At 64.8% G+C, this 22,479-nt stretch carries 21 protein-coding genes; 13 read left to right on the forward strand and 8 right to left on the reverse strand.

From position 1 onward, the window contains the following. The first annotated feature begins 13 nt into the window (after positions 1 to 13). From NCS02_RS34770 to NCS02_RS34795, 6 genes are all read left to right on the forward strand, one after another. On the forward strand, positions 14 to 1,096 hold the full coding sequence (locus NCS02_RS34770; protein WP_250520440.1) for an ABC transporter ATP-binding protein: 1,083 nt from the start codon (positions 14 to 16) through the stop codon (positions 1,094 to 1,096). A 39-nt stretch (positions 1,097 to 1,135) separates the two neighbouring features. Further along, positions 1,136 to 1,948 (forward strand): transporter substrate-binding domain-containing protein, encoded by an 813-nt coding sequence (locus NCS02_RS34775; RefSeq protein WP_008345445.1) that lies wholly within the window; start codon positions 1,136 to 1,138, stop codon positions 1,946 to 1,948. A 43-nt stretch (positions 1,949 to 1,991) separates the two neighbouring features. Then, the gene (locus NCS02_RS34780; RefSeq protein ID WP_250437725.1) at positions 1,992 to 2,756 is read left to right on the forward strand and encodes an amino acid ABC transporter permease; all 765 of its coding nucleotides are present in this window, start codon (positions 1,992 to 1,994) and stop codon (positions 2,754 to 2,756) included. Continuing rightward, the gene (locus tag NCS02_RS34785) at positions 2,753 to 3,409 is read left to right on the forward strand and encodes an amino acid ABC transporter permease (RefSeq protein ID WP_250437726.1); all 657 of its coding nucleotides are present in this window, start codon (positions 2,753 to 2,755) and stop codon (positions 3,407 to 3,409) included. The genes NCS02_RS34780 and NCS02_RS34785 overlap by 4 nt, the downstream gene beginning before the upstream one ends. Positions 3,410 to 3,453: 44 nt before the next feature. Beyond that, the gene (locus tag NCS02_RS34790; RefSeq protein WP_008345440.1) at positions 3,454 to 4,179 is read left to right on the forward strand and encodes an amino acid ABC transporter ATP-binding protein; all 726 of its coding nucleotides are present in this window, start codon (positions 3,454 to 3,456) and stop codon (positions 4,177 to 4,179) included. A 65-nt stretch (positions 4,180 to 4,244) separates the two neighbouring features. Beyond that, on the forward strand, positions 4,245 to 5,135 hold the full coding sequence (locus NCS02_RS34795) for a LysR substrate-binding domain-containing protein (protein WP_175982457.1): 891 nt from the start codon (positions 4,245 to 4,247) through the stop codon (positions 5,133 to 5,135). Positions 5,136 to 5,196: 61 nt separating this feature from the next. Here the strand turns inward: NCS02_RS34795 and NCS02_RS34800 are convergent, their stop codons facing one another. After that, positions 5,197 to 5,898 carry a sterol desaturase family protein gene (locus NCS02_RS34800; protein WP_008345438.1) on the reverse strand — a complete coding sequence of 234 codons (702 nt, stop codon included), beginning with the start codon at positions 5,896 to 5,898 and terminating at the stop codon, positions 5,197 to 5,199. An 899-nt stretch (positions 5,899 to 6,797) separates the two neighbouring features. Next, positions 6,798 to 8,111, reverse strand: a complete 1,314-nt coding sequence (locus tag NCS02_RS34805) for a Gfo/Idh/MocA family protein (protein WP_250520441.1) — start codon at positions 8,109 to 8,111, stop codon at positions 6,798 to 6,800. Between the two features lie 173 nt (positions 8,112 to 8,284). On the opposite strand from NCS02_RS34805, the gene NCS02_RS34810 reads away from it, so the two are divergent. Next, positions 8,285 to 8,659, forward strand: coding sequence for an ester cyclase (locus NCS02_RS34810; RefSeq protein WP_008345436.1), 375 nt, complete (start codon positions 8,285 to 8,287; stop codon positions 8,657 to 8,659). Here the strand turns inward: NCS02_RS34810 and NCS02_RS34815 are convergent. The 6 genes from NCS02_RS34815 to NCS02_RS34840 form a co-directional block, all read right to left on the reverse strand. Next, complete coding sequence (locus NCS02_RS34815; RefSeq protein ID WP_033535709.1) at positions 8,656 to 9,426, reverse strand: ABC transporter ATP-binding protein; 771 nt, start codon at positions 9,424 to 9,426, stop codon at positions 8,656 to 8,658. The genes NCS02_RS34810 and NCS02_RS34815 overlap by 4 nt on opposite strands. Positions 9,427 to 9,439: 13 nt before the next feature. Then, on the reverse strand, positions 9,440 to 10,222 hold the full coding sequence (locus tag NCS02_RS34820) for an ABC transporter permease (protein WP_250520442.1): 783 nt from the start codon (positions 10,220 to 10,222) through the stop codon (positions 9,440 to 9,442). A 9-nt stretch (positions 10,223 to 10,231) separates the two neighbouring features. Further along, entirely contained in the window at positions 10,232 to 11,005 is a 774-nt protein-coding gene (locus tag NCS02_RS34825) for an ABC transporter permease (protein ID WP_239295339.1), read from the reverse strand. A gap of 51 nt (positions 11,006 to 11,056) precedes the next feature. After that, complete coding sequence (locus NCS02_RS34830; protein ID WP_250520443.1) at positions 11,057 to 12,142, reverse strand: ABC transporter substrate-binding protein; 1,086 nt, start codon at positions 12,140 to 12,142, stop codon at positions 11,057 to 11,059. 66 nt (positions 12,143 to 12,208) lie between these two features. Continuing rightward, positions 12,209 to 13,147, reverse strand: coding sequence for a TauD/TfdA dioxygenase family protein (locus tag NCS02_RS34835; protein WP_008345425.1), 939 nt, complete (start codon positions 13,145 to 13,147; stop codon positions 12,209 to 12,211). 267 nt (positions 13,148 to 13,414) lie between these two features. After that, positions 13,415 to 14,245 (reverse strand): CmcJ/NvfI family oxidoreductase, encoded by an 831-nt coding sequence (locus tag NCS02_RS34840; RefSeq protein ID WP_250520444.1) that lies wholly within the window; start codon positions 14,243 to 14,245, stop codon positions 13,415 to 13,417. Positions 14,246 to 14,567: 322 nt separating this feature from the next. Between NCS02_RS34840 and NCS02_RS34845 the strand changes: the two genes are divergently transcribed. Genes NCS02_RS34845 through NCS02_RS34870 form a run of 6 tightly spaced genes read left to right on the forward strand, consistent with a single transcriptional unit; the run spans position 14,568 to position 22,470 of the window. Beyond that, the gene (locus NCS02_RS34845; protein ID WP_250520445.1) at positions 14,568 to 15,812 is read left to right on the forward strand and encodes an acyl-CoA dehydrogenase family protein; all 1,245 of its coding nucleotides are present in this window, start codon (positions 14,568 to 14,570) and stop codon (positions 15,810 to 15,812) included. Positions 15,813 to 15,839: 27 nt separating this feature from the next. After that, positions 15,840 to 17,237 carry an LLM class flavin-dependent oxidoreductase gene (locus tag NCS02_RS34850; RefSeq protein WP_250520446.1) on the forward strand — a complete coding sequence of 466 codons (1,398 nt, stop codon included), beginning with the start codon at positions 15,840 to 15,842 and terminating at the stop codon, positions 17,235 to 17,237. Continuing rightward, positions 17,234 to 18,940, forward strand: a complete 1,707-nt coding sequence (locus NCS02_RS34855) for an ABC transporter ATP-binding protein (RefSeq protein ID WP_250520447.1) — start codon at positions 17,234 to 17,236, stop codon at positions 18,938 to 18,940. Before NCS02_RS34850 ends, NCS02_RS34855 begins: the two co-directional genes overlap by 4 nt. Continuing rightward, the gene (locus tag NCS02_RS34860) at positions 18,876 to 20,597 is read left to right on the forward strand and encodes an ABC transporter substrate-binding protein (RefSeq protein WP_250523650.1); all 1,722 of its coding nucleotides are present in this window, start codon (positions 18,876 to 18,878) and stop codon (positions 20,595 to 20,597) included. Before NCS02_RS34855 ends, NCS02_RS34860 begins: the two co-directional genes overlap by 65 nt. 5 nt (positions 20,598 to 20,602) lie before the next feature. Continuing rightward, complete coding sequence (locus NCS02_RS34865) at positions 20,603 to 21,595, forward strand: ABC transporter permease (protein ID WP_175982448.1); 993 nt, start codon at positions 20,603 to 20,605, stop codon at positions 21,593 to 21,595. After that, positions 21,592 to 22,470 (forward strand): ABC transporter permease, encoded by an 879-nt coding sequence (locus NCS02_RS34870; RefSeq protein ID WP_008345413.1) that lies wholly within the window; start codon positions 21,592 to 21,594, stop codon positions 22,468 to 22,470. Before NCS02_RS34865 ends, NCS02_RS34870 begins: the two co-directional genes overlap by 4 nt. Positions 22,471 to 22,479 lie beyond the last annotated feature (9 nt).

Here is a 22,479-nt window from a genome sequence, read left to right on the forward strand (position 1 = left end):
CCAGGGAACCCTCATGACTCATCTGACACTTCAGGCGGTAACGAAGCGCTTCCACGCCGCATACGCCGTCGATCATGTCGATCTCGCCGTGCCCGACGGCAAGCTGGTGTGCTTTCTCGGGCCGTCCGGCTGCGGGAAGACGACGCTCTTGCGCATCATCGCGGGGCTGGAAACGGCGTCGTCCGGAACGGTCGCCTTCGCCGGCCGCGATCTGACTGACGTGCCCGCGAACCGACGCGATTTCGGCATGGTGTTCCAGTCGCTCGCGCTCTTTCCTCACATGACGGTCGCGCAGAACATCGCCTATCCGCTGCGTCTTCGCCGGGTCGGCAAGGCGGCGGAAGCCAGCCGCGTCGCCGAGCTGCTCGATCTGATCCGGTTGCCGCACATGGCGGACCGGCCGGTCTCGCGGCTGTCGGGCGGACAGCGCCAGCGCGTGGCGATTGCGCGCGCCATCGCGTCGTCGCCGAAGCTCTTGCTGCTCGACGAGCCGCTCTCCGCGCTCGACGCGAAGCTGCGCGAGGCGATGCAGGTCGAGATCCGTCTCCTGCAGCAGCGCCTCGGCATCACGACGATCATGGTGACGCACGACCAGCGCGAAGCCATGACCATGGCCGACGAGATCGTCGTCATGGAAAAAGGACGCATCGCGCAGGTCGGCAAGCCGCTCGACATCTATCGCAATCCCGTCAGCGAATTCGTCGCCGACTTCATCGGCCTCGGCAACATCCTGCCCGTCACGCTCGAAGGCGGAGACCGGATCGCGCTTCCGGGCGGCCAGCAGATCGTCGTCGATGCCGCACCGCCCGCGCGCGGCGCGGCGGGCGACGTCCGCCTGCTGATTCGTCCCGAAGACGTCTGCATGCGGACAGCCGTAAACGGCGCCGTCGATCCCGGGCCCAACGTGCTCGCCGGAAAGGTGGCGTTCATCCGGGATGTCGGCGCGTCGCTCGAAGCGACCATCGATTGCGCGGGCTTCACGCTCACCGCCGCCACGACGCCGCGCGAGACGCCGGACCTGCGAATCGGCATGCCCGTCTTCGCGGAACTTCCGCCGCACGCCTGCAAGCTCATCGCGGCACGCACCGCGCACTGAATTCACGCCGCCCACCGTATCGACACAGGAGAGACCTTCATGCACACGACGACTTCCGCGCAGCGCTTCCTCGCCCGCACCGCCGCCCTCCTCGCCTTCTCGGGCATCGCGGGCCTCGGCGCATTCGCGCCGCTGGCGCACGCCGACGCGCTCGACTCGATCAACAAGTCCGGCGTCGTCCGGATCGGCGTCTTCGAGGACTATCCGCCGTTCGGCTCGATCGGGCCGGACATGAAGCCGCAGGGCTATGACATCGACGTGTCCAGCCTGATCGGCAAGACCCTCAACGCGAAGGTCGAACTGATTCAGGTCACCGGCGACAACCGCATGGCGTATCTCGTCGACCATAAGGCCGACATGCTGCTCTCGGTCGGCAAGACGCCCGAGCGCGAAAAGGTGATCGACTTCTCGCAGGCCTACGCGCCGTACAACCTGGCCGTATTCGGTCCGAAGTCGCTGCCCGTGAAGAACGCGGGCGACCTTGCCGGCAAGAGCGTGGCCGTCGCGCGCGGCACGCTGGAAGACCTGAGCGTGAGCAAGGTCGCGCCGCCGTCCGCGTCGATCAAGCGATTCGACGACCCGAACGGCGCGATCTCCGCGTTTCTGGCCGGGCAGGCGCAACTGCTCGTGGTGGGCAACGACGTGGGCGCGACGATCATCGCCCGTCACCCGTCGAACGATCCCGAGCAGAAGTTCTCGCTCTTCAGCTCGCCCGATCACGTGGGCCTGAACAAGAACGAGCCGCGCCTCAAGCAGAAGGTCGACGAAGCCATCGCCGCGGCGAAGAAGGACGGCACGATGAACGCGATCTCGCAGAAGTGGCTGCGCGCACCGCTGCCGGCCGACCTGTGATGCGCGGAGCGCTCCGTTCACTCGCACGCGGGAGGATCGCTCGATGACCTACACGTTCGACTTCAGCGACGTCGGCCTCTATGTCGATGTGCTCGCGCATGGCGTCGCGGTGACGCTCGGCCTGACCGCCATATCGACGCTGCTGGGCGGCCTGGTCGGCATCGGCGGCGCGTGTCTCGCCGTGACGGGCCCGAAGCCGGTCCGCGCGGCGATCACCGCATATGTCGAGCTGATTCGCAACACGCCGTTTCTCGTGCAGCTCTTCTTCGTGTTCTTCGGGCTGCCCAGCCTCGGCGTGCATATCGGCGAAATCGAGGCCGCCGTGCTGGCGATGACGGTGAACCTCGGCGCGTACGCCACGGAAATCGTCCGGGCGGGCATCGACTCGATACCGCGCGGACAGCTCCAGGCCGCGATGGCGCTCGGCCTGCGGGGACCGCACGTGTTCCGCCACGTCGTGTTGCCGCAGGCGCTCGCCAATGTGTTTCCGGCACTGCTCGGGCAGGTGCTGATCGTGATGCTCGGCTCCGCGGTCGTATCGCAGATTTCGGTGCCTGACCTGACGCACGCCGCCAGCTTCATTCAGTCGCGCAACTTCCGTTCGTTCGAGTGCTACCTGATCGTCACCGCGATCTATCTGCTGCTGTCGATCGTGCTGCGCATGCTGATCAACCGACTCGGCAAGCGGCTGTTCGCGGGACGGGCCGGTCGCGCGGCCGCGACCGCTTCCCGGCGCGGTCTGCGCAACCTGTTGTCCCTGCGCATCGGCGCGGCCGAACCCGGCCTTCCGAAGGAGCGTTCACGATGATCGAGTTCACGCTGTGGGATATCGCCCGCAACCTGACGCTGGCCGCGCGCTGGACGGTTGTGCTTTCGGTGATCGCGTTCGTCGGAGGCGGCCTCACGGGACTGGCGCTGCTCGCCATGCGCGTGTCGCCGCTGCCGTGGCTGCGCCGGACGGTGGTGCTGTATGTCGAGGTGTTCCAGGGCACGCCGCTTCTGATGCAGCTTTTCCTCGGCTTCTTCGGCTTGCCGCTGCTGGGCGTTGAAGTGTCGCCCTGGGCTGCCGCGACCGTCACGCTCACGCTGTACACGGGCGCCTGTCTCGCCGACATCTGGCGCGGCTGCGTGGAGGCGGTGCCGCGCGGCCAGTGGAGCGCCGCGGCGAGCCTCGGCATGACGTGGACGCAGCAGTTGCGTCACGTCGTCTGGCCGCAGGCATGGAAGATCGCCGTGCCGCCCACCGTGGGATTTCTCGTGCAGGTCGTGAAGAGCACCGCGCTCACGTCGATCATCGGTCTCACGGAGCTGACCAAGACCGGCACCATGATCACCAACGCAGTGTTTCGTCCCTTCCCGATCTACGCCCTCGTCGCGTTGCTCTACTTCGCGATGTGCTTTCCGCTGACCTGGTATGCGCGCGCGCTCGAGCGCCGGTATCGCGTCGGCAGACATCGCTAAAAGCCGCGTCTCAATGGCTAACGCACTTTCAAAAAGGTTTGCGCATGATTTCCATCGGTAACGTGTCGAAGTGGTACGGCCAGTTCCAGGTTCTGGCCGACTGCACCACCACCGTCGGCAAAGGCGAAGTGGTCGTGGTCTGCGGGCCGTCCGGGTCCGGCAAGTCGACGCTCATCAAGACCGTCAACGGGCTCGAGCCGTTCCAGAGCGGCAGCATCACGGTCAACGGGGAGTCCGTCCACGACAGGCGCACCAACCTGTCGAAACTGCGCTCGAAAGTGGGCATGGTGTTTCAGCATTTCGAGCTGTTTCCGCACATGTCGATCACGGACAACCTCACGCTCGCGCAGACGAAAGTGCTGGGGCGCTCGAAAGACGAAGCGTCCGACAAGGCGCTGCGTCTGCTCCAGCGCGTCGGCCTGCGCGCGCACGCCGACAAGTATCCCGCGCAGCTTTCAGGCGGCCAGCAGCAGCGCGTGGCGATTGCGCGCGCACTGTCGATGGACCCGGTCGCGATGCTGTTCGACGAACCCACTTCCGCGCTCGACCCGGAGATGATCAACGAGGTGCTGGACGTGATGGTCGAACTGGCACAGGAAGGCATGACGATGATGTGCGTCACGCACGAAATGGGCTTCGCCAGAAAGGTCGCGCACCGGGTGATCTTCATGGATCACGGGCGCATCGTGGAAGACGAAAATAAGGACGCGTTCTTTGCGCATCCGCGGTCCGACCGGGCGAGGGATTTTCTGGGCAAGATACTGCATTAGCACCGCGCCCGGCTTGCTACACTATTTCCGGCTGACGTGATTTTCATGATCGGAGACACGCCCCGATGCGACGACTTCCTCCGCTCAACGCACTGCAGATCTTCGAGACCGTCGCGCGTCACCGCAGCTTCACGCGTGCGGCGGAACATCTGTGCCTCACGCAGGGGGCGATCAGCAGACAGATTCTCGCGCTGGAGGAATACTTCGGCTTTCCCCTTTTCATCCGCGGCGCAAGGGGCCTGACCTTGACGGCGGAAGGCGACGTGCTGTTGCCCGTCGTGAGAGAGAGCTTCGGGCGCATCGAAGAGGTATCGCTGCGTCTCACGCGCCAGCGCACCGATCTCGCGCTGAAAGTGCCCACCTGCGTGATGCGATGGATGCTGCCGAGGATCATGCGATTCCAGAGCGAGCATCCCGAACTGCAATTGCAGATCACGACGACCTGGCAGCACGATGTCGATTTCGAGGTCGAATCGTTCGATGCGGCGATCATCTACGGCTCGTCGCCCGGTGCGGACGTGCACGCCGTGCCGCTCTTCGACGAGCAGCTCACGCCCGTGTGCTCGCCCGAACTGCTCAATGAAAGTCCGCTCGCCGCCGCGGCTGATCTCGCGCATCATGCGTTGCTGCATCCGACGCGCGATCACCGCGACTGGAAGCTCTGGCTCGATTGCGCGGGTGCGAGCGAGATCGACGCGACGCTCGGACCGACATTCGAAACGCTCGATCTGGCGACCAACGCCGCCATGCAAGGGTTCGGCGTCGCGATCGGCGACCGGACGCTGGTCAGCGAAGACGTGGCGGCCCGGCGGCTCGTCATGCCGTTCGACACCGTGCTCGAAACGGGCTCACGCTATTACTTCGTCTATCCGGAGTGCGTCGCGAGTCAGCCGAAGGTCAAACTCTTCAGCGAATGGATTATGCGCAACCGTGAGGCGGCTGCGACGGCCGGGTAGTTCGAGGCCGCCGTACGCAACGCCACGTCGCGAGCGACTGTGTTTTGTGGAAACAAGCGCCTTAATGGCCGCGTTCCAACGGTTGACGCGCACGACCGGGAACGTCGCTGCGTGTGCCGAACAGCGTGTCGCAGATCGGGAACGTGAGGTTGAAGTTCTGTGTCGCCATCACTTCGGGATCGTGGTGTGTAGCGTGCAGGCGCCGCACTGTGTTCACGAACGGAACGCGGTCGAGGAACGGGCTGTCGGTGACGTGCGAGAGCGTATGCAGGCCCTCGTACATCAGAAAGTATGCCGCCATCGTGAACAGCGCGATGTAGCCTGCGTTGCGGGAGAATACGAACCCGATCAGGAGCGCGAACGGCACGGCCGCCAGCACGAATGCAACCGGCGCGAAAGGCGGAAACAGCAGCGCGCGCCAGTGGCGGTGACCCTTGTACTCAAGCGTCACATGCGTGAAGAACCGGTGATGAACCGCGCAATGGCGCTTGTAGATCATGCTGAAATACTTCGTCGGACGATGCAGCACATAGCGGTGCGCCGCCCATTCCGCCCAGTTGCCGAACAGAAAGAGCGGAATGACGGCCAGCCATTCGGCGAGCGTCGGCGCATGAAGCTGCATCAGACAAAAGACGATCACGCCGCCCGTGAAGAGCAATGTGAAGCCGAGGTGCATTTCGCCGCGATACCACCATGGCGTGGCATCGACATATTCGTCGCGGAACTTGTAGGAACGCGCACGAACGTCATCTTCGTATTTCATCAATGTCTCCGGCTGTTGTGAAAGGCGTGTGCCCGTTGGCGTCCGCCGTTATGCGCAATGATTCGGGAGGGAGTCCGCGCGTAGCCGCCTTCGAGCTTGTCGAGCGTCTCTGGCACCACGAATAACGCTGATCCCGAAGCCGATGCACGCGCTCGTTCTGGAAGATCAGCACGGGCGCATGATCGGCGCTGCCGCGCGCGGACGACAACACCGGCTAGACGAATGCGGTATTGCCGTTCGCTGCGGCAGCGCGTGTTCATCAGCGTCTCCATCTGTGCGCGCCGACTGTGGTAAGCGAGCGCATTGGATGAAGCGTAGCGAGATCGCACCATAACGCCTAATACTGTTTATTGATGCGCCGGATAATTCGGGCTTATATCGGTGCTAGCCCGGATGACACCGTCCTTACGGTTCCGTATCAATGGGACGCGCGGGAATGGGCGGTTAAGCAGCAAGCCTGAATAAATGCCCGGCGCGCTCCGTCAAATCGATCTGATAACGGCGTCTTCGTCTATTAGCATCGCTGATGCCGCGAGGGACGGCTGATGTACCGCCCGTCTTTGCCGATCGTGCGAGAGTTGGCGCACGCGCGGGGCGGGCCACGGCGAAAGTGCTTCTTTTTCTGCGGGGGATCAACCTGTTGTTTCAGAGGGGCGCGTTCACGCCGGAGACACCGTCGCTGTGACGAAACTGTTCCGCTGCGGACTCGCGAACCAGTTCGCGAGCGAAACGCGCTATCGCATGATCTCTGAGGCTTCGCGGTTAAGATTCTCGCCAACGTCGTGCTGGCCAATCCTTACCGCGCACAAGGCGTCCACCTCGCGACGGGCGTCAACGCGGCGAGCGTGCTCGTGCGCCATCTCTTCCGCACGCGCCACATGCCACCCGTTCGCAACCGATCAGAAAGTCTCTTCCTGCGGCTCCGGCCCGCGCGTCGGCGCATCCGGCTGGGCGAGCTTCACGGCGCGGCCGGTGCGCGCCGATTCGTAGATCGCGTCGATGATCCGCTGATCCTGCAAGCCTTCCTCGCCCGGCGTGTGCGGCACGAGATCGTCCTTCACGCAGACCGACATGTGATCGATTTCGCGCGCGAACTGGTTCTGCGGATCGATCTGCACTTCGGTCGTCGCGCTCTTGCCGTCGACGAGCATGCCGTGACGCAAGCGCAATCCGTTATAGCCGAACGCCGGATCCATCTCGACCCAGCCTTGTGCGCCTTGCAGCCTGAAGAAACGGGATTCGTGGCTTGCATAACTCGACATGCACGTCGCCGTGAGTCCGCTCGGAAAGCGCAGGATGAAGTGCACCGATTCCTCGACCTCGGCAAAGCGCGGATCGCCTTGCGGGCGATGCACCGTCGCGACGACTTCCATCGGCTCTTCGTTCGACAGAAAGCGCGCCGCGTTGAGGCAATAGAGGCCGATGTCGGGCATTGCGCCGCCGCCCGCGAGCGCCTTCTTCAAGCGCCATTGCGATGGATCGCCCACATTCTGCGAATTTCCCGCGATGAACTCGCGCAATGTGCCGAGCTTCTTCTCCTTGATCATCTTCGCAACCATGCGATCCATCGGCTCGTACTGGCTGCGATACGCGATCATCAGCTTGCGATTGGCGCGCTTCATCGCTTCGACCATCGCCTCGCAGTCGGCGGCATTGTTCGCCATCGGCTTCTCGCAGAGCACATGCTTGCCGATCTTCGCCGCGCGCAGCGTGAACGCCTTGTGCATGCCGTTCGGCAACACGATATACACGACGTGCACGCGCGGATTGTCTGCAAGACGCTCGAAGTCCTGATAATCGTGGATGTCGGCATCGGCGATGCCGTATTGACGCGCGACGCGCCGCGCCTTTTCGCGATCGCCGGAAACCAGCGCCGCCACCTTCGAGTATTTGCATTGCGCGAGCGCGGGCAGAATCTGATTCAACGAAAGACGTCCGAGCCCGACGATCGCATAGCCGATGCGCGCGTCGGGCGGCAGATTCGCGTCGGGCGTTTCTTCCTTCTGCTCCGTGTTCGGGTCTTGAATCAGCGGCAGCTTGACCTGATTGGCATCGGCACCTGAAGGACCGGCGGCCCATGCGCTGCCGGTTCCGGCCGCGAGCGCGACTGCAATGCCCGCGCCGCCGCGTGTCAGAAACGAACGGCGCCCCGCTTCCGGTTCGGCGGGCGCGGCGTTGGGCAAAAGCTGATCGGGTTGGCCGCGAAAAGGCATGGAGAACTCCGGCGGGGAAATGTGATCCCTGCGTTCAGCATTGCGCGTGCCATCCGAAGTAAGCTTGTTGGTTAGCGAGTCGTCGATGAGAATTGAGCGCTGCGCGCGTCGGTTCACCGCCGAACGCACAACGCTACGATAAGCGCATCACCATTCCTTTTGGAGCGCACACGATGCTTTCAGATATTTACAGGCAATACATCGCTTGCCTGAATGCGCGCGACTGGCCGAATCTCGGCGCGTTCGTTCACGATGCGCTGCAGTACAACGCGCGCGCGCTCACGCTCGATGACTATCGCGAGCTCCTGAAGAAAGATGTGCGCGAAATTCCGGACCTCCGCTTCGATATCGAGCTGCTGATAGCGGAGCCGCCGCGCGTCGCTTGCCGGTTGCGCTTCGAATGCACGCCGAAGGCTGACTTCCTCGGCCTGCATATCGATGGAAGACGCGTCGTGTTTTGCGAGAACGTCTTCTATGAGTTCCGCGATGGCAAGATCGAGCGCGTGTGGTCCGTTATCGATAAAGCGGCGATCGAAGCGCAGCTTTAGGCCGCTTCGGTAAAGAAGCTGTCCACGATATCGTCGCGCAACCTGGCGACCTTGCTATCTCCAACCTTTCGCGGCCGCGGCAGCGATACATCCACCACTTCCCCGATGCGTCCCGGCCGCGCCTGCATCACCACGATCCGGTCCGACAGCAGCACGGCTTCCTCCACATCGTGCGTGACGAGCACCATCGTGATCCGTTCATGCTCCCATATCCGCTGCAATTCGAGCTGCAAGCGGCTTCGCGTAAGTGCGTCGAGCGCACCGAAGGGTTCATCGAGCAACAGCAGACGCGGCCGGTTCACCAGTCCTCGCGCAATCGCAACGCGCTGCGCCATGCCGCCCGATAACTGATGCGGATAAAGCCGCTCGTAGCCCTTCAATCCGACGAGCTCGATATGCTCGGCCACCGCGCGCGCCTTCTCGGCCTTCGATAACGGCGCGTTGCGCAACGCGACCGCGACGTTCTGCGCGACATCGAGCCACGGAAACAGCCGATGATCCTGAAACACGATGCCGCGCGACAGATCCGTCGTCACGACGCGCTCGCCGCCGAAATCGATCTCGCCGTCGTAATCGCCATCGAGGCCCGCGATGAGCCGCAGCAACGTCGACTTTCCGCAACCGCTCGCCCCGACGATGCTCACGAACTCGCCGCTCGCAATCGACAGCTCGATGCGATCGAGCACCGGCGGCCCCGCATCGCCAGCGAAGCGCTTGCTCACGTGCCGCAGCGTCAGGCCACTGTCTTGCTCTATTTGCGTCGTCATATCCGGATTCTCCTCAAGCCGCGCGCGACGCGCCGAACCAGCGCCGCTGCACGCCGCGCGCGGAAGCATTCAACGCCCACCCCGTCAAACCGACCACGATCACGCCGAACACGACGAGATCCATACGAAACTGTTCGCTGCCATCGACGAGCGTATTGCCTATGCCGCTGCCCGCAACGAGCAGATACTCCGCGCCGAGCGTCGCGAGCCACGAATAGATGAGCGCCAGATACACGCCCGTGAAGATGGACGGCAACGCTGCGGGCACCACGACATAGGCCACCGTTTGCAGCCTGCCATAGCGATATGCGCGCGCCACGTCGAGCCAGTTCGCGGGAACGGCGCGGATGCCGTCGCTCGTATGCATCACGACGGGCACGAGCGCGGCAAGCGACAGGAACACGACCTTCGCGACATCGCCGAGTCCGAACCACACGGAGATCAACGGAATCCACGCGAACAGCGACACTTGCTTGAACGTGTTGAAGCTCGGTGCGATCGCGCGATTCGCGAGCTTCGATATGCCGAGCAATGCGCCGAGCGCGAGGCCGAGACTGGTGCCGATCGCAAAGCCCGTCAACTCGCGCGCAAGCGATGCCGACAACGCACGCGCGAGCGCCCCGCTGCGGACCTGATCGACCGCCGTACTCCACACGTGTGCAGGCGAACCCATCACGCCTCGCCCCACTTGCGCATCGCGGGACACGTACCACCACACGGCGAGCGCGGCTATCGGCAGCACGAGTCCGCGCCACGATCCTTTGACTGTTCCCGCTTCCCAATCCAGAGTCGACATGGCTGATCCTCAATTGACGCGGCCGCGTTGCAGCTTGCGCTCGAATGCATCGAGCAGGCGATCTGCCGCATAGCCGATTGCGCCGACGATCAGCACCGCGGCCAGCACGAGATCGAGCTGAAAAAGCTGACGTCCATACACGATCAGATAACCCAGCCCTTCCGACGACGCGACGAGCTCGACGACGACGAGCGTCAGCCACGCTTTCGTGAACGCGAGCCGCACGCCCGTGCCGATGACCGGAATCGCGGACGGCAAAGTCACGCGCGTGATGACTTGCCAGCGCGTATAGCGATACACCGACGCTACTTCCTGCAACGCACGCGGCGTGCCGCGAAAGCCTTGCAGTGTCGAGAGCGTGACGGGCACGAGCGCCGCATGCCCGATCAGCAGATACTTCAGCGGCTCGCCAATGCCGACGACGATCATGAGAAACGGCAACCAGCCGAGCACCGGCACTTGCACGATCGCGTTGAAGCTCGGCAGGACGTAGGCTTCCAGCGTGCGCGACAGGCCGAGCAATCCGCCGAGCGCGATGCCGAGCAGCACGCCGCCGCCGAATCCGACAGCGGCGCGCGTCGTGCTCGCCAGCAGATGCGTCCACAACTCGCCGCTCTTCGCGAGTGCGCCGAGCGTTTCGAAGACGAGCGCGGGCGCCGGCAACACTTGCGCGGAGATCCAGCCGTAGTGCGAGCCGAGCACCCACAGCAACGCGCAGACGCTGGGCACGATCCACGGCAACGCAGTCCAGCCGATCGTGCGCCACGCATCAGTCGATGACATTCCGCGCGCACGATCCGCGGGCTGAAACACACGCGTCAGTGCATTGGCCATTTATCTGTTCTCCGCGAGACGTTCGCCGGAAGGCTTGCCCGTTGCATCGAAACGCGGCCAGTAGGCTTCGAGCTTCAGCGACTTCAGCGCCTGATCCAGATACTTCGGCTCGAACCATCCATTCACGCTGACGGGCTGACGAATCAGATTCAGACGCAACGCATCGTCGGCGACGGCCTGATAACGCGCGACCAGAAACGGATCGATGAGCGGCGACATGCGGTCCTTCATCGATTGATTCGCAAACTCGGACGACCACGATTCGACCGGCACGCCGCTCTTCGCCCACAACGCGAAGAGTGCATGGCGATGGGTTTCATCGGACGACCATTGCGCGGCCTGCACCACGGCGGTCACGACCTTCTGCACCGTGTCGGGATGCGCGCGCTCGTAGTCTTCGAGCACGAGAAGATGCGCCTGGCGCGTGAACTGCACGCCGTCATCGCGCGATGCATAGACGATCTTCGCGAGCCCCTGACGTTGCAGCTTGAAGAGCGAGTAGTCGAGGAACACCGCATCGACGCCCTTCGACGCCAGCGCGGCCTGCGAGGCAGCGGTATCGAGATTGATGACGCGCAGATCGCGTTCGCTGAGGCCGTTTTGCTTCAGCACGTTATCGGCGACGAGTTGCAGATTCGTCCCGCGAAAGATGCCGACGCGCTTGCCCTTCAGATCCTTGACGCTCTTGATGTCCGAATCAGGAGGCACCGCGAGGTACACACCGGTCCGGACGTTCGACGCCAGCAGCAGATGCGTCTTCAATCCGTTCGCGCGGCCGAGCACGGAAGGCAAATCGCCCTGATACGCGAAGTCGAGCTGCTTGTTCGCGAGCGCCTCGTTGACGGCGGGTCCCGCGCCCTTGAAGAAGATCCACTCGACCTTGATGTGCTCGGGCTGCAACGCATCTTCGACGCGATGCTGCAAAAGCGCGGTCGCCGCGGGCGAGCCGCCGAAAACGGGCGGATCGCCGGTTCCCTGCTGCGCGACGCCGATGCGCACCACGGCCGGATCGGCGGCCTGCGCGGGACCGATGAGCGCAGCGAACAGCGTCGCCGCGCCGACGAAGAGCTTGAATCGTAGTGTCATCGTGCAATGAGAAAGAGTGGATCGCCGGCGATGCGATCGCCGGTGCATGGGGTATCGCGCCACGCGTCAGGCGGTGCGCGTTTCCTGCTTGACGATGCGGCTCTTGCGCCCGTCGATGCCTACGGGCACATCGCCGTGCACGGTCGCGCGACGCACGACGCGATGCGCATCGGCGTAGTCGGCCACCGCGTAATGCTGCGTCGCGCGGTTGTCCCAGATCGCGACATCGCCTTGCGTCCAGCGCCAGCGCACGGTGTTTTCGAGGCGCGTGACGTGATCGTGGAAGATTTCGGCGAGACGGTCCGAATCGCGCTGCGAAAGACCGATGAAGCGCTGCACGAAGTGACCCAGCACGAGCGTGCGTTCGCCCGTTTCCGGATGCACGCGCACGACCGGATGCTCCGTTTCATAGAGCGTCGAGGTGAATTGCTTACGGTACTCGCGCTCGGATTCCGTATCGGGCACGTTGCGCGTGGCGGCATAGTCGTAGGCGTTCGAATGCAGCGCCCAGAGTTTGTCGGCGAGATCGCGCAGCGCTTCCGGCAGGTTCGCATATGCGGCGGCCGTGTTGGCCCATACCGTGTCGCCGCCGGCGGGCGGAATCACGACGCCGCGCAGAATCGAAATCTTCGGATAAGCATCGACGAACGTGACGTCCGTATGCCATGAATTCGCGCGCGTGCCATGCTTCGAATCGAGTTCGAGCAGACGGCTTCCACTCGAAAGCGACGGCACGGTCGGATGCGCGACGGTCTCGCCGAAACGCGCGGCGAAGGCTTCCTGCGCGGCGTCGTCGAGATGCGACTGGCCGCGGAAGAACAGAACCTTGTGTTCGAGCAGCGCATTGTTGATCGCGGCGATGGCGTTATCGTCGAGATCGGCGGAAAGCGTCACGCCGCGCACTTCCGCGCCGATGCGCCCGCCGATCGGGCGCACCTGGAACGGTTCATTCGACGTGACGGGAGACAGCGTGGATTCGGCGGCGAGCGTGGAAAGTTCGGACATCGAAAATCTCCGTTGTGGTTTGCGTTTGTCGGATGCAGGCCGCATTCGATGCGACGGAAACATTGAAGCATCGACAAGACGCGTCGCCAACGAAGCGTTTCGACTATGCATATCGCTGCAATCCCGCGATGCTTTCCCGCAGCTCGCCCATTGCGCGCCGTAGCCGAATTCGTTCGTTGCTTTCGCGGCCGCGTGCGATGCCTTCCTCTGCGATACCGAGTTACCTTTTCGTATTTGCAGCGCGTACCAGGCTTGCTCGGCAGTACCTCAGAAGAACAGCAGGCTGCGCAACTCGATGCTGCGGCGTGGCCGTGCATCGGGCGGCGATGCGGGATCGTCGAAGGCCGTGTGCGCGGTGAAACGCGCAACGCCGTCGCCGGCCGAGTCGTAGATCTTGATGAGCAGCGCCTCGTCGGGCGACATCAGCGGGAAGTAGTACCAGCGATGCAGCGGGTTATGCACGAACGCGTAGGTTTCGCCCGTCATCGTCGGATAGATGAAGTCCTGCGCGACCGCATCGCGTTCGTCGATGCTGCGCGAATCGCACAGTGCGAGCGGTGACGATTCCACGACCTCGCCCACCGGCCGCCACAGATTGACGATCGCAAAGCGCCCTTGCAGCAGGCGGGCGGCTTCATCGTCGGGAAGATGATCGCGCACCCGGCGCGGCCCGGAAACGAAGGTCTGATCGTTGTGGATCAGATGCACCGGCTCCTTCACGCCGTTCGCGCGTGCCGCCGCGCCATCCCGCAGTGTGTGATCGAAGATGACGACGCGCTTCGCCCCCGTCCATTGCTTCAGCAGGCGCTCGGATTGCGGGTAGTAGACCGAACGAATCGCGGCATCGTCGGAGAAATCGCTGAGCGCGCTCGCTTCGCGATGCAACTCGAAACCATTCCGGTCCAGCGACAGGCCGCCCGGCGGCGGTCGCAGCCGCGCATTCGAAATCCTCACCGCGTGCGTGCGATATTCGCCGGTGCGGCGCGGCACGCCGGGCGGCGGATCGTAGGCGTAGGAGGCGGGCTTCACGCCCGTAGGCACGAGATAGTTCAACCCGGCCTCGACTTCGACCGGCTGCTCGATCACGACATCGCTCATGATTGCACGCCCCGCTGGCTAGGTTCGACAGATCGAATCTAGGCTCGCCGGAACGGTTCAACAACGAAGCTTTTCTGCAATGCATTGCACGCGAGGAACGCGCGGCATCGTCAGACGGTCGATCAGCCCGAGCGCAAGCGCGACCAGCGGTGGCTCGAGGTCATAGCTGCTCGCCTGGCCCACGCGCCTGCCGCGAAGATGGCCGTCGACACCAGATAACGGCGAATAGCGGCGATTGCGCTTAGCTTCTGATGATTCATCGTTTAGCGTTGGCGCACCGGTTGCAGATAATCGACGCTTTCACGAATCACATCGGAGCGCCATGCCTTTCGATCGCAATGCTCCCCTGCCTTCCGGCGTCGAAGTCGGCGCAGCGTGGGGTCCCGGTCCCACGGAACGGTACGCCGCGCTCGCCGCGCGCTTTCGGCCCGTGTTCGCTCGCATCCGCGCACAGAGCGTCGCGCGCGAGCTCGAACGCCGTCTTCCCACCGACGAAATCGCCTGGCTGCGCGACGCCGGCTTCACGTCCTTGCGCGTGCCGGCCGACTATGGCGGCCAGGGCATCCGCCTCGTCGAATTGTTCGAATTGCTGATCGAGTTGTCGGAAGCCGATTCGAACATCACGCAGGCGCTGCGCGCGCACTTCGGCTTCATCGAGCACGCGCTCGACAGTCCCGTCGAACGACGCGAGCGATGGCTCGCGCGGCTCGCGAAGGGCGTCATCGTCGGGGCGGCGTGGTCCGAGACGGGCGAAGCGCCGCGCAGCCAGTTCGCGACGCGCCTCACCCGCGACGCGAACGGCTGGCATCTGAACGGCACGAAGTTCTATACGACCGGCTCGCTCTTCGCCGACTGGATCCACGTCGGCGCAACCGATGCGGACGACGAGGCCGTGTCCGTCACGGTCGATCGTCGTGCGGACGGCGTCGAAGTGATCGACGACTGGGACGGCATGGGCCAGCGCCTCACCGCGAGCGGCACGAGCCGCTTCGACAACGTGAAGGTCGACGAACGCGAAATCGTCGCGGGCCGCGCGCCGTTCCCGTACTCCGAAGCGTTCTATCAGCTCGTGCATCTGGCGACGCTCGCGGGCATCGGCCGGGCCGTCGCGAGCGATGCGGCCGCCGCCATCGCCGCGCGCACGCGCAGTTACAGCCACGCGGTCAGCACGCACGCCGCGGACGATCCGCAATTGCTGCAAGTAGTCGGCCGCGCCCGCGCGCACGCCTGGACGGCCGGCGCGATCGTCGCGCAGGCGGCGCGCGCGCTCGAACGCGCGGCGGCGTCGTTCGACAGGCCGGATGCGCTCGCCGTCATCGCGGAAACGGAGATCGAGATCTGGCAGGCGCAGACGGTCGCGTCGCAACTCGTTCTCGACGCGAGCGCGAGCGTGTTCGACGCGCTCGGCGCATCCGCGACGCTGCGCACCGCCGGGCTCGACCGCTACTGGCGCAACGCGCGCACCATCGCGTCGCACAATCCGCGCATCTACAAGGACCGGATCGTCGGCGATTTCGCCGTGAACGGCACGCTGCCGCCGGGCCAATGGCGCATCGGCGTGGCCTGACTTTTTCTTCGTTCGCCCCGCCCTTTCATGAGCAAGAAGCACATCATTCTGAACGCGTTCAACATGAACTGCGTCGGCCATATCAATCATGGCCTCTGGACCCATCCGCGCGACCGTTCGACGGACTATCGCAAACTCTCCTATTGGACCGACCTCGCGAAGCTGCTTGAGCGTGGCCTCTTCGACGGGCTGTTCATCGCGGATATCGTCGGCGTGTACGACGTTTATCAGCAATCGGTCGATGTCACGCTGAAGGAGTCGGTGCAGTTACCCGTCAACGATCCGATTATGCTCGTCTCCGCGATGGCCGCCGCGACGCAGAACTTGGGCTTCGGCATCACCGTCAATCTCACCTATGAAGCGCCGTATCTGCTCGCGCGGCGCTTCTCGACGCTCGATCATCTGACCGAGGGACGTATCGGCTGGAACATCGTGACCGGCTATCTCGACAGCGCCGCCCGCGCGATGGGCGCAACCGAGATGATCGCGCACGACGAGCGCTACGATCGCGCCGACGAGTATCTGGACGTGCTCTACAAGCTGTGGGAAGGAAGCTGGCAGGACGATGCCGTGCTGCGCGACCGCGAGGCGCGCGTGTTCGCCCATCCCGCGAAGGTGCGCAAGGTGCGGCATCGCGGCCGTTATTACGACGTCGACGGTTATCACCTGTGCGAGCCGTCGCCGCAACGCACGCCGGTGCTGTTCCAGGCCGGATCGTCGGGGCGCGGCCAGGCGTTCGCCGTGCGTCATGCCGAATGCGTGTTCGTGTCGAGCCAGAGCAAGGAAGGCACGCGCAAGCTCGTGAACGCGCTGCGCGCGCAAGCCGTCGAAGCCGGACGCGATGCGGGCGATCTGAAGATCATCATGGGTATCACCGTGGTAGTCGGCCGCACGCAGCGCGAAGCCGAAGAGAAGTTCGCCGAGTACGCGCGGTATGCGAGTCCTGAAGCGGGTCTCGCGCACTTCGCGGCGGGCAGCGGCATCGACTATTCGACCTACGCGCCCGATGACGAAATCGCGCCGCCCGGCGGCCACAAGGGACGCGGCATCGAATCGTCGGTGCAGCGCGTGACCGACGGCAAGCGCGGCGTCACGGTGCGGCATCTGCTCGACCAGATGCAACTGGGCGGCCGCTACACGACGATCGTCGGCGACCCGGTTCAGGTGGCCGACGCGCTGCAATCCTGGGTCGACGAAGCCGGCATCGACGGCTTCAATCTCACGCGGACCGTGACGCCGGAAAGCTACGAGGACTTCATCGATCTCGTCATTCCGGAATTGCAGTCGCGCGGCATCTACAAGACGGCGTATGCAGAAGGCACGCTGCGCGAGAAGCTCTTCGGCGGCGGCGCGCGGCTCGGCGCGCGTCACACGGCCGCCGGCTTCCGCGATCCGTCCGGGCCGGCCGACAGGCAGGCGACATGAGCGCCGCGACGCCCCTGCTCGAGATCGACGAGTTGAGCGTGTCCTTCGGCGGCCATGCGGCGGTTCGCCCGTTCGATCTGACGATCGCGCGTGGCGAGATCGTCGCGCTCGTCGGCGAATCGGGCAGCGGGAAATCGACCGTCGCGCTCGCGACGATGGGACTGCTGCCGGAACGTGCGCGCGTGCAAGGCGCGATCCGCTTCGAAGGGAAACCGCTCTTCGCGCAAAGCGAGCGTGAATGGAGCGCGCTGCGGGGCGATCGCATCAGCATGATCTTTCAGGAGCCGATGACCTCGCTGAATCCGCTTCAGCCCGTCGGCAAGCAGGTCGCCGAAGCGCTCACGCTGCATCGCCCGATGTCCGCTCAGGCCGCGCGCAAGGAAGCGCTCGAGCTGCTCGAACTCGTGCATCTGCCGGAGCCGCGCCGGCGCTTCGCGCACTATCCGCATCAACTGTCGGGCGGACAGCGGCAACGCGTGATGATCGCCATCGCGGTCGCGTGCCGGCCCGGCCTCCTGATCGCCGACGAGCCGACCACCGCGCTCGACGTCACCATTCAGGCGCAGATTCTGGCGCTGATCGACCGCCTGCGGCGCGAACTGTCGATGGCCGTGCTGCTCATCACGCACGATCTCGGCGTGGTCGGGCGCTGGGCGGATCGCGTGGTCGTGATGAAGGACGGCGCGAAGGTCGAGGAAGCATCGAGCCGGCAACTGTTCACGCAGCCCGCGCAACCGTACACGCGCGCGCTGCTCGGCGCGTCGCTGCATTTCGGCGCGGGACTGCATTATCGCGACGCGCGGCTCACCGACGCGCCGCGCGCCAAGCCGCGATCCACCGCCGAAACGCCCGCGCGCGTGCTGCTGGACGCCCGCGACGTGCGCGTCGACTACGGCGGCGTGCGCGCCGTGGACGGCGTCAGCTTCGAGATTCGCGCGGGCGAGACAGTGGGCCTCGTCGGCGAATCGGGATGCGGGAAGTCATCGCTGTCGCGCGCGCTGACGCGGCTCGTGGAGCCCACGGGCGGGCGCATCGTCTTCGACGGCGACGATGTCACGCATCGTGGACGGCGTGCGTTGCGGCCCTATCGCCGCCGCGTGCAGATGATCTTTCAGGATCCGTACGGCTCGCTCAATCCGCGTCATACCGTCGAACGCACGCTCGGTCATGCGCTCGCCATTCACGGCGTCTCGAACCGGCGCGAACGGCACGACAGGATTCGCCGCATCGTCGATGCCGTCGGTCTGCCGGAATCGGCGCTGCGGCGCTATCCGCACGAGTTCTCCGGCGGGCAGCGGCAGCGCATCGGCATCGCGCGCGCGCTCGTGCTGCGGCCGGAACTCGTCATCTGCGACGAGCCCGTGTCCGCGCTCGACGTCTCCATTCAGGCGCAGATTCTCGACCTGCTCGCCGACCTCAAGCACGAGCTGGGCCTCGCGCTGCTCTTCATTTCGCATGACCTGTCGGTAGTCCGCTATATCGCCGACCGCGTGCTCGTGATGCAGGCGGGACGCATCGTCGAGAGCGGGGATCACGCTTCGATCTGGACTTCGCCGCAACACACCTACACGCGCGCGCTGATCGACGCGGTGCCGTCATCGCATGCGCCATTCTTATTCGATACAAGGAAAATTGATCGTGACTTTCAAGCGCAAGCCGCAGCCGACCTCGACCTCGACCTCGACGCTTCTGTTCCGCGATGATCCGCTGGGCGCCGCCGTGGCCGATCTGAAGCGGCGCAGGCTGCTCAAGGGCGCGGGCGCGCTCGTCGCGGGCGCGGCGACGCCGTTCGTGTTCACGGGCAACGCCTGGGCCACGACCGAAACGACGCCGATCACGCTGATCGGCGCGAAGCGCGGCGGCACGCTCACGGCGGTCATCCATCCGGAACCGCCGACGCTCGCCTTCTTCGTCAACTCCGCGACGATGATCGGCGCGGTCGCAAGCAAGATCTTCGACGGCCTCGTCGAATACGGCCCGGACCTCAAGCCGCGCCCGCAGCTCGCGGAGAGCTGGACCGTCTCGCCCGACGGCCTCGCATGGACCTTCAGGCTGCGCCGCCATGCGCTGTGGCACGACGGCCAGCCCTTCACGTCCGCCGACGTCAAATTCTCAGCCGAGGAAGTGTGGTTGAAGATCAGCCCGGCGTCGCGGCGCGTGCTGCAATACCTGACGAAGATCGATACGCCGGATGCGCATACGGTCGTGCTGCATCTGTCGAAATCGACGCCCGCGACCTTCGGCATTCTCGATTCGCTCGGCACGCCGATCCTGCCGAAGCATCTCTATGAGAATACGGACATCCGCAACAATCCGTACAACAACAAGCCGGTCGGCACGGGTCCGTTCAAGTTCACGGAATGGGCGCGCGGCGACCGCATCGTGCTCGACCGCTTCGACAGGTATTGGGCGCCGGGTCAGCCGTATCTCGACCGCATCACATGGAAAATCACGCCCGACGTTTCCGGCCGCGCGACCGCGCTGGAAACCGGCGCGGCGCAATATGGCGAACGCAATCCGGTGACTTTCGCCGATGCCGACCGGCTCGCGAAGCTGCCCCATCTCGTCGTTTCGCGTGAAGGCTATAACGGCTACGCGGCGTGGCTCTGGCTGGAACCGAATCTGCGCGATCCGATTCTCGGCAAGCTCGAAGTGCGTCAGGCGATCGCGCACGCGATCAACCGCGACGTGCTCGTCAAGACCGTGTGGGGCGGCTACGCGGTGCCCGCGACGGGGCCGGAGTCGTCGCTGGTGAAGTCTTTCTATACGGCGGATACGCAGCAGTATCCGTACGATCCGAAGCGCGCCGAGGCCTTGCTCGACAAGGCCGGATTCCCGAAGAAGGCGGACGGCTGGCGCTTCAAGCTCGATCACGATTTCATTCCCTACGGCGACGACTATCGGCGCACCGGCGAGTTCGTGCGTCAGGCGCTGCGGCGCGTGGGCATCGACGTGAATCTGCGCGGACAAGACTTGCCGACGTGGATCAAGAACGTCTTCACCGATTACAACTTCCAGCTCATCAGCAGTTGGGGCACGGACGGCCTCGATCCGCAGATCGGCATCGAGCAGCATTACTGGTCGAAGGCGGCCTCCAACGGCACGCCGTGGTTCAACGCGTCCGGCTATGCGAGCACCGAGATGGACCGCGTGATCGAAGCGGCGCAGACGGAAACCGATCCGGCCAAACGGCGCGACCTGTACGTCGAGTTGCAGAAGATCGCGCAGCGCGACCTGTCGCTCATCAATCTGTTCGAGTTCCGCTGGTTCGGCGTGTGGGCGAAGGACTTGCGCAACGTCACCGACACCGCCAGCCATTCGCGCGCCAATTTCGCGCGCGTCTGGTTCGACAAGGCGTGACCGTCATGCGGCTTACATCGGCGCTCGCGGGACGCAGGATCGGGCACAGGCTGATTCAGCTCGTGCTCGTGCTGCTCGGCACCACCGTGCTCAACTTCGTGCTGCTCAAGCTGATGCCCGGCGATCTCGTCGATGTCATCGCGAGCGAGAGCGGCAACGTGTCGCCGCAATACGTCGCGCAGTTACGCGAAGCATATGGCTTGAATCACGGCGTCGGGTGGCAACTGCTGCATTACATCGAACATGCGCTGCGGCTCGATCTCGGCTTTTCGTTTCGCTTCGGCGAACCGGTCGCGTCGCTGATCTTCGCGCGCCTGCCCGCCACGCTCGCGCTGATCGGCACGGCGCTCGTCGTCTCCGTCAGTCTCGGGCTCATGCTCGGCGTGCTCGCCGCGCGCCGCCCGCACGGCGTCGTCGATACGCTCGTCTCCACGCTCGCGACCATCGGCTATTCCGCGCCGATGTTCTGGACCGCGCTGCTCCTGATCGTCGTCTTCGGCGTGCATCTCGACTGGCTGCCGATCGGCGGTGTCGCCGATACAAACGTTGCGCATCGCGGCGTTTCGCGCCTGCTCGATCATCTGCGCCATCTCGTGCTGCCCGCCGCGACGCTCGTGCTGTATTACGTGGCCATTTTCGCGCGGCTCGCGCGGGCTTCGATGATCGAGACGCTGCAGGAAGATTTCATCCGCACCGCGCGCGCGAAGGGCGGCCGGCCGTGGTACGTGACGACGCGTCATGCGCTGCGCCATGCGGTGCTGCCCGTGCTCACGATGCTCGGCCTGCAGGGCAGCGCGCTGATCGGCGGCTCGGTGATCGTCGAGACGGTGTTCGGCTGGCCGGGGCTCGGGCAACTGTCGTTCGAGGCCATCAAAAGCCGCGACGTCAACCTGCTGGTCGGCGTGCTGCTGCTCTCGGCGTGTCTCGTCGTCCTGCTCAATCTGATGGTCGATCTGCTCTACGGACTCGTCGATCCACGCACGAGGTCGAACCGATGAAGCCGCTCACTTTCCTGCGCCAGCCTTCCGCGTTCGTCGGCGCGCTCCTGCTCGCGCTGGCGCTTGTCGCGGCGCTCTCGGCCAACTGGCTCTTTCCCGGCGATCCGCTCGACATGGTCGCCGCGCCCTATCAATGGCCCGGCGCCGATCGCGCGTTTCCGCTCGGCACCGACCTGATGGGCCGCGACCTGCTCGCCGGTCTCTTTCACGGCGCGCGCGTCTCGCTGTCCGTCGGCGGGACGGTCGCCGTTATCGCGCTCGTGCTGGGCGTGCTGATCGGCGGCGTCGCGGGTTACTTCGGCGGCGCGATCGACCGCGTGCTCATGGCGATCACCGAGTTCTTCCAGACCGTGCCGCCGTTTCTGCTCGCGATCATCCTCGTGGCGATTCTCACGCCGTCGCTTTCGACGATCGTGTTCGCGCTCGGCGTGACCGCGTGGCCGGGCATCGCGCGGCTCACGCGTGGCGAGTTCATCGTGCTGCGCGAGCGCGAGTTCGTCCGCGCGAGCATCGCGCTCGGCGCAAGCGATGCGCATCTGATCTTCATCGAGATCCTGCCCAACGCGCTCACGCCGATTCTCGTTTCGACCGCGCTGCTCGTCGCGAACGCGATTTTGTCGGAGGCGGCGCTGTCGTTTCTCGGGCTCGGCGATCCGAACGTGGTGAGCTGGGGCTCGATGGTCGGCACCGGGCGCGAAGCCCTGCGCACCGCGTGGTACATGATCGCGGTGCCCGGCTCGGCGATCGCCCTGACGGTGCTCGCGCTCAATCTGCTGAGCGATGCGCTGCACGCCGCGTTCAATCCGCGTCTGTCGAGAAGCCGCCGCGACGATGCGGCGTCGCGGCTCGAAGCCGTCGAAGGGCTGCGGCCTTGAGCGTTGCGC

This window comes from Caballeronia sp. NCF2 (genome assembly GCF_023631205.1).
Lineage (GTDB): Bacteria > Pseudomonadota > Gammaproteobacteria > Burkholderiales > Burkholderiaceae > Caballeronia > Caballeronia zhejiangensis.